Below are 12,530 nucleotides of genomic sequence, written 5' to 3'. Positions count from 1 at the left end.
AGCAATACTATAATTAGTAAAAATAACATTTAATTTCTACCTCCAAATTAACTTTTACTAAATTTTACACTACCATAAATTTAGAAGATTAAACAAATATTCAGATTGCTATTTTTAATGAAAAAACACCTTTTATGATTCATAAAAGGTGTTTCATTTTATAATCTAGGATCTATTTCTTTTGCCTGCTGTTCTTCGAATAATTTATTTGCAATTAATTGTTTATACTGCTCATTATCATTTGAGATTGAAGATAGTGGATATTCTAACATCTTTTGCCCTAAAACATAATCTTTAATTGAGGCATTTATCTTCTTATTGATCCGCTTTTGTTTGATTAACTTCTGATATTTATGTTCTAATTTATAATCATATCCATAAACAAGCGTTAAATAATCAGCGTTTCTAACCTTTAAGAATGGAGCACTATTGAAAGATTTATGGTTAGGTTTTATGACTACCCCTTCCATTTTTCTAGTTGTCGTTAGCGTTTCATAATAATGATTAGCTTTTTCAAAGTAATGTTCATCGTCCAATGAAAGAACTAAATAATCGTCACCCGATACGAGTGAGAAAATTTCCGCAGTACTTAATGAAGGTAATTTTTCCTCACCATTTTCATAAACCATTTTTAAGAGATTAAATGGCTTATACTCTATTTCTGATTCCGCTCCATATATTCTCAGTTGCTCATCATAGATATCTAATAACTCTTCATGCTTTTTAATCGGTACGTACGACTTTAACGTTTCTTTTACTGCACTAAATGTTGAATAGTCATTGTGACCATATTTATTTGTTAATACTTGTTTCGTAGTATGATTTACTTCAGCATGAAAATCCGTTTGCTCATATCTAGAGATCAGTTTGTTAAAATGCTCATCAAATCCAGTCTCTTTTAATATGCTTAATTCAGACCTTAATGATTTTGATAAGACATTAAATTTACCCTCTATTAATCCCGTGCCTAATACGCTCCAAGGTAGTAACTCTCCATCTAGAATTAAAGTTCTAATATCCTCTTTTTCCATAAAGTTACCTAATCGTTCTAATAGCATTGAATACACGCCCGAAAGATCAACATTTTTTACACGGTATCCATTCCGACTGACTGCATAACATTCTTCAATTGTTTTAGATAAATAGATATTACATCTTGAACCCATATACTTTGGTTGAAGTACAACTTCTTGAACCTTTTTATCTTTAAAGTATTGTAGTCCTTGCTTTAAAGACTCTAAATCATTCGCATTTGTATCCTTATCAGCCGGACTCATCGTACCAGAAATATAATTAATTGAATTTTTTAATACATAATTGAGACGTCGTTTATCTCTTTGATCCAATTCATTTAGATTGATACTTTTTTCTCTTCCTTTGAATAATTCTGGTAATTCTTCTTTATTCACGACATCCTCATCAACTGAAGGAACACTATACAAATATGGGTTATTTGTATAAATTCTAATACTAGTCAGTTGATTCCCACTAGCAGCACCAGTATCAATTCCATATTTATTCTTAATACGAATTAATTTCTTACTCGCAACATGACCAAATACATGATAAGGCTGATTTGAAACAGCTTCCTCAGCTAAAAATTGTAATTGCTCCTGAATCGGTTTATTACGATCAATTCGGAATGAACGTTGATGGCGTGATGAATTATTATCCATTTTTCCAATATATTTCTTTTTACATGGAGCATGAGTAATATAATATGAAGGAAAGTCTTCACCTATATAGTGATAAAACTCCTTACTTTCATTAACCAGCTCTAAAAACTTAACTTGGAGCCCTTCATCTTTTTCCAACGTTTTAATAGAAGTAAAGTATGTTTCGATTAAGCTCTGATCAATCGAAGAATCTTTTAATTGACCTAATAAATACTTACTAACAAAATTTTCATGATTACCTTTTATAAAATAAAACCATTTACGGTTTGAATAAATGAATTCAATTATTTCTTTAACTTTGTTCCCTTTATCAATCCAATCTCCTACTAATAGTATGCGGTGATTACTACTTTTCTCTGATTCTATTATTTGATTATTTTGAACCGTGAAACCAGCTTTCGATAATAGCTTTTGAAATGTGAGAACCTGTTCATGAATATCCCCTACGATTGTATATTTGTATTTTGTAGGCAGCTTTCGAGAAATATACTCCTCCATATTATCTACTTTAATCTCAAATTCAGTCGGATTAAGAAAATTCTTCTGACGAATACGATGTATATTTCGATAATTACTTCTTTTTATATTTGGAATTACTTCTGTTCGAAGACGTCTTACATGATTATCAATTAATTTCTTTGATCGGTCTGAAGAATAATACTCACGAATATTTTTATAGTCAAATAATACTAAATCAACATTATATGAATTTTGATTTGCGATCTCTACAACTTGATCACGGAATGATTCTGATAGTCCAGTTGTATCGACAATTACAAATTCTGCATTAATGGGGAATGTTGTAACCATCTTTAATTTAGTAAATAGTAATTCAAATGCTTGTTCACTCGCCTCGAGCATAATCGTACTATGTTTATCAAAATCTTCCCCTAATATTTCTCGTCTAATATCATCAGATGATAAATACTGTATATTTGTTTTATAATTTCTCGACTCGTCTCTATAAGATAAAGATGGAATTAAAATATTTTTTGCAAAAGTCGATTTTCCACATTCACTAGAGCCTACTAAAAGAAAAATCGTATGAACATTTGTTGAGATTTTCATTCCTGATGCTCCTTTACTTTTTGCTTCGTAATAACAACTGCCTGAGAAAGTGAGATTCCGTCTACACGATCTCCTACATCCGAGAATGTATACGTATATTTCGTATTACTTAAGATTGAATCAATCCATTTAACGAAATCTTCTTTTGTCATTTCCCATTTATGATCATCATGCCTAAATCCATCTAATTGGTATAGATTATTAAACTCTGCATTTGGAGTCGTTATGATGAAATTCTCAAAATTAACATAAGATAGTACGCTCTTTATTAATTTGGTAGCATCCTTAACACTCATATGTTCAACAACTTCAGTTAGCAATACATCAACATTCAAATCGTTGTCGTAAAACTCTAGAAAGTGAGATAAAGACTCATAGATTGCAATATTTTCAATCACTTTGTTATTTATTTTATATTTCAATCGTTCTCTTATTTCGTCATCAATATCAATTGCGAAATAATCATACTCACTGATTTTTTGACTATAAGGAATTGCATACGCTCCCTCACCACAACCAATATCAAGAATAGAACGCTCAAATTTTAACTGTTCTGAAATCCACTCTTGGCGCTGTCTTGCAGTATTTCCAAATTTAAAATCAATTTCATAATGATTTGTTTTTTCAAGTTCATTTTTAAATGCAAGAAATTTTTTACGACTATTTAACACATTTCTATTAAATAAATAACGTATATAATAAGGTGCATCAATGACTTGCATACTAGTTATATATTTTCGTATAACATCGTCTGTAAAATCGATATACTCATCTGAAACGATGCTCAAGAAAACGCATAGCACTGTCGTATAGTGAATTAACTCATGAATTGTTTTTGTTGTATGAATACGTAGCTGATAAGTTTTACTAGCTAACTCTTCGAAGGTTAGATCAAATTCATTTAAATGCCTCTGAAAGAAGTTTAAGTAACTAACGTTTTTCACATGAATAGCATTAATCAATACGCTATTTTCATATTCATTCTGATCTTTTTCATGTAATTTTTTGAATGCTGAAGAAAAGAATGTGTTGATTGCATTTAAAGGGAATAGGGTTGAACAATATCTTGTCGTATTTAAGTATTCAAACATTTCCTCTGCTTGTTCTTTATACGAAATTTCATTATCAGCATCTTTAAAATAAATATTATATGTATCTTCTGTAGAATACCACGCAAACGCGTTTCCCTTCCTAATTGTTTTAATACTCATCCCAGAGCTTGGATTTTTTGCAATTATATAGGAAAAATCAGGGTTATTTGATTTTAACTGAAAAATAGCCACTTGAGTGAATCACCCTTTCTTTTTGAATTATCAAATTATTAATCTTATTTTAACATGTAATTTCTAATAGATTATTGGTAATTTAATAAAAAAAAGAGAGGTAAAATTCACCTCTCCTTAACCAGTTTCTTCTATTATATATATACTTAGTTTAAAGTTCTTAATAAATTAGCCATCTCAATTGCCGAAATACCAGAATCCCAACCTTTATTACCAGCTTTCGTGCCCGCTCTTTCAATTGCTTGTTCAATATTTTCTGTCGTTAATACACCAAAAATAACAGGGATACCAGTTTGTAGAGTAATAGCTGCAACCCCTTTTGCCACTTCGTTACATACGTAATCATAATGAGTAGTTGCCCCACGAATAACTGTTCCAAGCGTAATGATCGCATCGTATTTTTTTGAATCTGCTAGTTTTTTTGCAACTAATGGAATTTCAAATGCTCCAGGTACCCAAATAACATCAACGTCTGATTCTTCTACACCATGACGATATAGTGCATCTTCTGCACCACCAAGTAGTTTTGATGTAATAAATTCATTAAAACGTCCTACAATTACAGCAACTTTAAGTCCAGATCCTACTAAATTTCCTTCAAATTTCATCTTAATCTCTCCCATTTTTAATAGTGTAATAAATGTCCCATTTTTTCAATTTTAGTTATTAAATATTTTTCGTTTTCCATTTTCATCTCAGTTTGAATTGGCACTCGATTATTAATCTGTATTCCGTGAGATTTTAACGCATCTATTTTAACTGGATTATTAGTTACTAAATCTATACTCTCAATGCCTAAATCTTTTATAATTTGAGCACTTATGGCATAATCTCTTAAATCTGAATCAAATCCTAAGTTTAAATTTGCTTCAACAGTATCAAAGCCTTCTTCCTGTAACTTATATGCTCTTAACTTATTAAGTAAGCCAATCCCTCTGCCTTCTTGACGCATATAAACAATTACGCCTTTGCCTGCTTCTTCAATCATCGATAATGTTGATTGTAACTGAGGTCCACAATCACAACGACATGAGCCAAATACATCACCTGTTAAACATTCCGAATGAATACGTACAAGCACTGGTTCACCATCGTCAACTTTACCTTTTACAATCGCAATATGCTCTTTACCGTCGATCTCATTTGTATAACCAATCATCTTAAAAACACCAAAATCAGTTGGTAATTTAATTTCAACTTCTCTTTTTACAAGTTGTTCAGTTTCTTGTCTATAATGAATTAAATCTTTAATTGTTATCATTTTTAAATTAAACTTGTTTGCGATTTTGATTAAATCGGGTACTCTTGCCATTGTTCCATCATCATTCATAATTTCACAAATGACACCAACTTCTTTCGATCCAGCCATTCGAGCTAAATCTACTGCAGCTTCAGTATGTCCCGGTCTCTCAATAACGCCTCCGTTTTTAGCGACTAAAGGAAACATATGACCAGGTCTTCTAAAATCTGCTCCAGTTGATTTATCATTTAACATTTGTAAAACAGTATGTGAACGCTCAAATGCTGAGATACCAGTAGTAGAATCAATATGATCGATACTAACAGTAAAGGCAGTTCCGTGAGAATCTGTATTTTTTGCTACCATTTCATATAAATCTAATTTTTTGGCTATTTCTTCAGAAACAGGCGCACAAATTAATCCGCGGCCATGTGTTGCCATAAAATTGATATTTTCAGGAGTTGCAAATTCTCCGATAACAACAAAATCGCCTTCATTCTCTCGATCTTCATCATCACAAACAATAATAATTTTTCCATTTTTCAAGTCTTCAATTGCTTCTTCTATTTTAGAGAACATGATCTTACTCCTTTATATATAGCCATTTTGAGATAAAAATGAAGTTGTTATTGCAGAACTCTTTTTCGTCTCATTCATACCAAGCATTTTTTCAACATACTTACCTAATAAATCAAACTCAATATTAACAACGTCTCCCGTTTTTTTACTGCCTAAGATCGTATGTGATCGGGTATGAGGAATTAAAGAGATTGTTACAATATCAGTTTCAACTTCAAATATTGTTAAACTTGTACCATCAATCGTTATACTGCCTTTTTGTAGGCAATATTTAGCAAACGAACTTGGAATAGTAATTTTATACATTACTGCGTTTTCCATTGCATTTACAGATATAATTTTACCTGTGCCATCAATATGACCCGATACAATATGTCCACCAAACCTTCCATTTGCAGCCATTGCCCGCTCTAAATTTACTTTTTGGTTTGAAACCAAAGTACTTAGATTCGACGCTTGAAACGTTTCAGGCATGACATCAACAGAAAATTCATTTTTAGTAAAATCTGTAACGGTTAAACACACTCCATTTACAGAGATACTATCTCCTAAATGAACATCCTTTAAAATGACTGGTGCCTCAATTGTTAGCAATAAAGTTTTACCTTTTTTTACGATATTTTTTACTTTTCCTATTTCCTCAACGATTCCAGTAAACAAGTTTTTTCACCTCATTTCGAAAAAGCACATTACACTCAAGCCCTTTAAATGACTTTATAAGATCCATCTCTAATTTCATAAATAGTTGATCCACCTTATCACACCTTCTAATTCAAATTAATTTGAAAAAGTGAAAAGCCCCTTAGAAAACTCCTAAGGGGCAATAGATGTTTAAGAAAGGAAGCATACTTAAATAAACGCTAGTACAATATGAACTATTAAAAGACAATATTGTAGCACGTCTATTGTTGTACAAATAAAATATGTACAACGAACTAAGCCTATACGGATAGTATTTTTGAAAAAACAAATAGCCATACCGTATATGCACTCCATCCTTCTCCCATCCAGACTATACTGTCGGCTCTAGATTCTAACTAGATCAGCAACATATAAAAAATCTATATGAAGCTCACGGGCTTAGTATAAAAATATACAACACCGCCGGTTGGGAATTTCACCCGACCCCGAAGGACACTAATTATCAAATTTGGTTTCATTATAACTAGCAATTATTTGATTGTAAAGATTTTAAGATTCTATTTCTATTAAAACGATCTAATAGAAAAGATAATTTAAGCGAAAAAACCTTATAAAATATGGATTTTTCACACTATATTTACATAAATAATTTAAAATTATTCTTTTTGACTTTTTAATTTCTTTACCTTCAATGATAATTCCTCATAAAATTTTTCCGGTTCATCTGGTCTAAGATGTATTTTTAGTACACTATGTTTAAATCCATACATTAACTTAGCTTGTTCCTTTTTATATAATTCTATTTCAAGCGTTGGCTCCTCAACTATAAAATCTTTAAGTATCGCATTAAAAGTTTCTTTTTTTTCATTCATTAATTTTTTACTAGTGGATTTGATATATTCAATTGACTTTATATTTTCTAAAGAAACAGTCAAATGCTTTATTAACCCAACTTGAATATGAAGAATCTGATCAGTGATTATAAATGGACAATTTCTTATGCACTGTATTTCTGCAACTAATAATACAAATGTATAAATATTTAATACTAATGCAATCCCACTTAAGACTGGATTCCATGAATAAAGCAGAAAATGAAAACCAACGGATTCCAGAATTAGAGCATGAATTAGCATAATAAATAACGCGATTGAACTTGTTTTTTTATGGAACGTGAAAACCTGATGATTTATTATCTCCGTATATTGTTTTCTTTTCCAAGAAAATAAAGAATAATAATACATCGCTAACTCTGAAACGATTATATCTTTCAGTCTAGATTGTTTCAATTCAGAAGTCATTACTTGATCTAATCGGATTTGAAAATAAGGAATTTCTAACTTATTTTCTCTAAACTTTTTTATAATTTTAGGAAGCTTTCTAATCACTTTGCAAAAAATATACAATTCAAAAATTACAAAAAAAGCTTCACTAGCTATCAAAAAATAGTTAATAAATGAATAGAAAGCTAGATGACTTTTTGGGATGATTACACTAGCTAAAACGTATCCGATGAACACAACAATTGGTAAATATTTTAGTGAATAACGCTTTTTTAAAATAAACAAATATACAAGAAAAGGTATTATTATGAGGAAGTCAAACAAAGAAGCAAGTACAATTTCATGAGGAAGTGGCTGCATAATTTCAAGATGATAAATCAGTAAATTTGAAATAACAATTAATCCAATTAGTATTACTATACAAAAATTAAGCCATCTTAACTTGGATATGAACAATATATGATTCACCCGCCTTTACTTTTATTTTATCTTAATAATGGCATTTATTCTTACAAAAAAAGCAAAACTGATAAGTTATTTTATGCAACAAAAAAGAAATTTCATTTTATTGAAATTCCTTTTATTGTTAAACCATCCAAATTTTATTTATTTCCAACTCGAATTATACTAATACTTTGTTTTTTCAGCTCTCTTTTCTGAAGCAGAATAAAGTAAATTGAAACCATTGCGATAGAAATTAAAATGACCGGTGAAGAAAATAAAAGTATTCCTAAAAAGCAAATTGCTAGAATACATGAACCCATTTTAAAAAATATGGAATCAAATAATCGCAAACATGCCAATACTCCTAGTAAGGCGTTGCATAGGAAGAATGCATTTGCAATTGCTACAAATGTTTGAATGCTTAGGAAGTCATTAAAATAAAGAATAAATACAATTATGTGAATGCAAAACAAACTAAATAACGATCGAGTTGCCACATTATTTTTATTTTTAAAAGAAAGCCATGAAGGTAATAAACCGTTTTTGGCTTGATCGGCGATTAGCCGTGATACTGCTCCTATTACTAGGAGAACCGTACTAATACAAAGAGCAATTGTAATTGATGAAATAATCGGAGTTGACCAACTTCCAAATAAACTCTTAAGTAACGGTGCTAATGATTGATCCATCATATTTCCATTTTTAGAATGAATCCACTGGAAAGCAAATGCAACGGTTAAACTTACTATTGCTATAATCGAGAAACTTAAGACTATTGCTCTAGGAATCGTTCGTTCTGGCGTTTTTACTTCTAAAGAATAGCTACCGATGACCTCCCACCCGATTAAAGCCCAAAATAATAAAAGTAAACTTTCTCCAAAATCAGAAACGGTTATTGGATTCGATAAAGTAAAGCTCCCATCAACTGTAAATAATGTATGAATACTGCCAACTATTAGCGTCACTACAATGAAACTAGACATAAAAAAGGCAAATTTTCCAACATCGGCAATGCTTCGAGTTAAAATGATATAAACAAAACATAGGATTCCTAAAGCTAGCCACTTTTCATTGAAGAAACTTTGATTTGTCAGTAGTTGTAGGTAATGCCCTGCCGTACCTGTAACTGCAATTGGTCCAAAACAAACTGCAAGTAAAAAGAAAATAGCTGAAAGGTTTTTTATTTGTGTACCAAATGCACGTTCAACTGCCAATGGTACTCCAGAATCTCCTGGAATCAACAGGCTTAGCTTACCAAACATTAGTGCAAATATTAAACTTAAACCAAGCATAAGAACCCAAGCAAAAATAGCATAATTACCAGCAGTTTCATACACTGCAGGTGGTAAAATGATAATTCCCGAACCTAAAATAGGTCCAATCATTAACCCGCTGAGCAAAAGAAAACCAATTTTTCGATTCCTCAATTAATATCCCTCCAATTGTTATTGAAACAAATTGTAATCTCGTATACTTTAATTATATGAACCGACCTAGCATCGGTAAAATGAATAGTTATGATATAAACCATCGGAAAATCCGATACTTAGGAGGTTATTATGGAAATCCGTCATTTAATTACGTTTAAGTCAATTGTGGATATGGGCGGGTTCTCTAGAGCTGCGGTCCATCTCGGATATGCACAATCTACAGTTACTGCACATATACAAGCACTTGAGCAAGAGTTAGGAGTACCTTTATTTGACCGTTTAGGTAAAAAGGTTCATCTGACTGAGGTCGGTGAGAACTTTTTAGTTCACGCAATCGAAATGATTCAGCTCTATACAAAAGCAAAAGATGTATTCCAAATGGAAAATGAAGAGGTATCCACGTTAAAGATTGGAGCTCCTGAATCTTTAACAATCTATCGTCTTCCACAAATTATTCAAGCATTTCGATCACAAAACCCGAAAGTAAATATTATGATGAAATCTGGATCATGTTGGGAATTACAAGATGAATTACGTCGAGGTGATCTAGATATTGGTTTCTTCCTACAGGCTCCATTAACGGATTCGGATTTGTATACGGAAACACTAATTGAAGAACCACTTGTCATTTTACTACCTCCAACTTCTGATACTAGAACACTTTCAACGTTTACACTAAATGCGAATGAAAATATAATTCTCACAGAACAAGGTAGTTATCGTGATTATTTTGAAGCATTTTTAAGAAGTAAAGGGATCGCAACTGAGTCTGGAATGGAATTTTGGAGTGTTGAGGCTATTAAGCAATGTGTCATGTGTGGACTTGGTATATCCATACTCCCACTCGTAGCAGTTCAAAATGAAATGCAGCGACAAAAACTAAAAGTCATACATTGGGATACAAATTTAGGAAGTGTATCTACAATCATGTCATGGCATAAAAACAGATGGCAATCACGTTCTGCTAGAAAATTTATGGAAGTTGTTAGAGAACAGTCATCTTTATGGAATCAGTCTATCAAAAGTTAGTTTTTACTTTGGAGTTATAGTCCGAACACATAATTTTTTTGAAAAATATTCTGTCTAATCCTTGAAAATTTATTGTTTATTAATATAGTTTTAGTGGATTTTGTTTTGTTTTAGTTGTTTCTCAGTCCATTTTATTGTTATTTTTTCTATTTTTTTGATGCATTTACTCTATACCATCATGTTTCGAGACTTAATTTGCAGTTATGCTGATTTTATTGCTGATACCACTTTTTTATTTGCACTTCCCCATTCAACCTCATGAAAAAAAGCTAGCCCCTAACTAGCTTTTTTTATACAGTCTGCCGCTCAATTAATTTAATCGCTATCTCCTCTTGATTAATTACTGAATCAATCGCTTGTATAAAAAGTTTTTTCCCTATTTCTCGTAATGGAATTTCGACTGTTGTTAACTTCATTACTTTTGCAATTGGTTGATTATCGAACCCAATTATCGCTAAATCATGAGGAATAGCTATTCCACAATCATTACAGCAAGTTTGCACACCCGCTGCCACTTGGTCACTTGTTACTAACAAAGCTGTTGGTCTCTCTTTTAAATTTAATAAAGATTGGACGATTCTTTCACCATCTTCAAAATAGTAACAATTATCGAATACGAAATCGTTATTTAGTGATTCATTATATTTATTATGAAAATCAATATAGGCAGATTCTCTTTGTTTACTATTCTTGCCTGTTCTACGGCCAATACTATAACCGATTTTCCGATGTCCTTTTTGATATAAATATTCTAATGCAATCATGAAGCAATTGTATTGATCAATAAATGTTGAGGAAACCCCCGTATTTCTCGTATCTTCAAATAATACTATTTGTCCATATTGCTTATAATTCTCGATCATTTCAATCGAACAAATTCTAGAACAAATAATGAGCGAATCTATTTGTTTATGCTGCAGCATCTTTAAAGCCTCAATTTCTCTCTTCTCCTCATAATTTGATTGAAATAGTACTAACTTATAATTATTTTTTATCGCTTCGTTAGCAATTCCATCAATTAGCAATCCAAAGTACGGATGTTGCGAGAACGGAATAACTACTCCAATTAGATTCGTTTTTCCTTTGCTTAAATTGACTGCATTTTGATTTCTTTGATAATTTGTTAACTCAATTGCATTTAAAACTGCTTTTCTTTTTTCCTCACTAACGTATGGTTCATCATTTAAAACTCGTGAGACTGTTGTAACCGAAACGCCGGCAATCCTCGCAATTTCTTTAATATTAGACATTTTCTCACCTTTTCTAAACTTTTTCTTGCTCTGAAACTAGTTCCATACTTTACGATGTTGTCATCATAAAAAGGAGGTACGAATATGCAAATACTTTTTGGTTTACTTTGTTTACTATTTATGTGTAGTACAATTTTATTTTTCGCTTTCTTTGCTATCATACAACAAGAAAAGAAACGAGTTAAGTAAATGCAGGCAAAACTTAAAACAATCGCTGCAACAATTATCCTCCTTGTCCTATATTACATAATCCTTTAAAAAAGCTCCTATTTTCCATGAATACTCTAACTTTACTATGTAAATAATAAAATAGGTTAGTAATTAAAGGAGGTATTATGATGGATACTGAAAGAGCCTTAGAAATCGTAGCTGCACCTGGTATGATTAATGTAACTTGCGATGGAGTACCTGTTTATATTCAACATGTTAATAAAAATGAGGGTACAGCAAGAATTTATCCTCTTGATCAACCACAAAATGATAAAGAAGTATCATTAAGTCACTTAAAAGAACATTAAATGATAAAAAAGTCCCGAAAATAAACCTCTATTTAAGAGGTTTATTTCATTTTTGGGAAAAAAGCCCAATTATATAACTATTTAGTCT

At 31.2% G+C, this 12,530-nt stretch carries 10 protein-coding genes and 1 riboswitch; of the genes, 2 read left to right on the top strand and 8 right to left on the bottom strand.

Annotated elements, in window-relative coordinates; translation table 11 throughout:
* Positions 1 to 158 precede the first annotated feature (158 nt).
* From V5E38_RS00920 to V5E38_RS00890, 7 genes are all read right to left on the bottom strand, one after another.
* A complete protein-coding gene (locus V5E38_RS00920; protein ID WP_499211840.1) occupies positions 159 to 2,744 on the bottom strand; it encodes a metallophosphoesterase in 2,586 nt (861 codons plus the stop codon).
* Positions 2,741 to 4,027: a class I SAM-dependent methyltransferase gene (locus tag V5E38_RS00915; RefSeq protein WP_499211839.1), complete on the bottom strand. Its 1,287-nt coding sequence runs from the start codon at positions 4,025 to 4,027 to the stop codon at positions 2,741 to 2,743. The genes V5E38_RS00920 and V5E38_RS00915 overlap by 4 nt, the downstream gene beginning before the upstream one ends.
* A gap of 146 nt (positions 4,028 to 4,173) precedes the next feature.
* Positions 4,174 to 4,635: a 6,7-dimethyl-8-ribityllumazine synthase gene (gene ribH / locus V5E38_RS00910; RefSeq protein WP_097976649.1), complete on the bottom strand. Its 462-nt coding sequence runs from the start codon at positions 4,633 to 4,635 to the stop codon at positions 4,174 to 4,176.
* Positions 4,636 to 4,652: 17 nt separating this feature from the next.
* Positions 4,653 to 5,846: a bifunctional 3,4-dihydroxy-2-butanone-4-phosphate synthase/GTP cyclohydrolase II gene (locus V5E38_RS00905; protein ID WP_499211838.1), complete on the bottom strand. Its 1,194-nt coding sequence runs from the start codon at positions 5,844 to 5,846 to the stop codon at positions 4,653 to 4,655.
* A 12-nt stretch (positions 5,847 to 5,858) separates the two neighbouring features.
* Positions 5,859 to 6,506 (bottom strand): riboflavin synthase, encoded by a 648-nt coding sequence (gene ribE / locus V5E38_RS00900; RefSeq protein ID WP_499211837.1) that lies wholly within the window; start codon positions 6,504 to 6,506, stop codon positions 5,859 to 5,861.
* 331 nt (positions 6,507 to 6,837) lie between these two features.
* A riboswitch (FMN riboswitch) is annotated at positions 6,838 to 6,985 on the bottom strand.
* Positions 6,986 to 7,144: 159 nt separating this feature from the next.
* Positions 7,145 to 8,227 carry a hypothetical protein gene (locus V5E38_RS00895; RefSeq protein ID WP_499211836.1) on the bottom strand — a complete coding sequence of 361 codons (1,083 nt, stop codon included), beginning with the start codon at positions 8,225 to 8,227 and terminating at the stop codon, positions 7,145 to 7,147.
* A gap of 146 nt (positions 8,228 to 8,373) precedes the next feature.
* Positions 8,374 to 9,642: an APC family permease gene (locus tag V5E38_RS00890; RefSeq protein ID WP_499211835.1), complete on the bottom strand. Its 1,269-nt coding sequence runs from the start codon at positions 9,640 to 9,642 to the stop codon at positions 8,374 to 8,376.
* A gap of 132 nt (positions 9,643 to 9,774) precedes the next feature.
* On the opposite strand from V5E38_RS00890, the gene V5E38_RS00885 reads away from it, so the two are divergent.
* The gene (locus V5E38_RS00885; RefSeq protein ID WP_499211834.1) at positions 9,775 to 10,674 is read left to right on the top strand and encodes a LysR family transcriptional regulator; all 900 of its coding nucleotides are present in this window, start codon (positions 9,775 to 9,777) and stop codon (positions 10,672 to 10,674) included.
* A 290-nt stretch (positions 10,675 to 10,964) separates the two neighbouring features.
* On the opposite strand, the gene V5E38_RS00880 is transcribed toward V5E38_RS00885, so the two are convergent.
* Positions 10,965 to 11,924, bottom strand: a complete 960-nt coding sequence (locus V5E38_RS00880) for a LacI family DNA-binding transcriptional regulator (protein ID WP_098565736.1) — start codon at positions 11,922 to 11,924, stop codon at positions 10,965 to 10,967.
* A 338-nt stretch (positions 11,925 to 12,262) separates the two neighbouring features.
* Here V5E38_RS00880 and V5E38_RS00875 point away from each other — a divergent pair, with 338 nt between their 5' ends.
* Positions 12,263 to 12,442, top strand: coding sequence for an H-type small acid-soluble spore protein (locus tag V5E38_RS00875; protein ID WP_056471502.1), 180 nt, complete (start codon positions 12,263 to 12,265; stop codon positions 12,440 to 12,442).
* Positions 12,443 to 12,530: the final 88 nt, after the last annotated feature.

The sequence above is a fragment of the Rossellomorea sp. GAMAL-10_SWC genome (assembly GCF_049568075.1).
Taxonomy (GTDB): domain Bacteria; phylum Bacillota; class Bacilli; order Bacillales; family Bacillaceae_G; genus Gottfriedia.
Note: the sequence above shows the minus strand (reverse complement) of the source record. Positions and strands in the feature narration are given on the sequence as shown.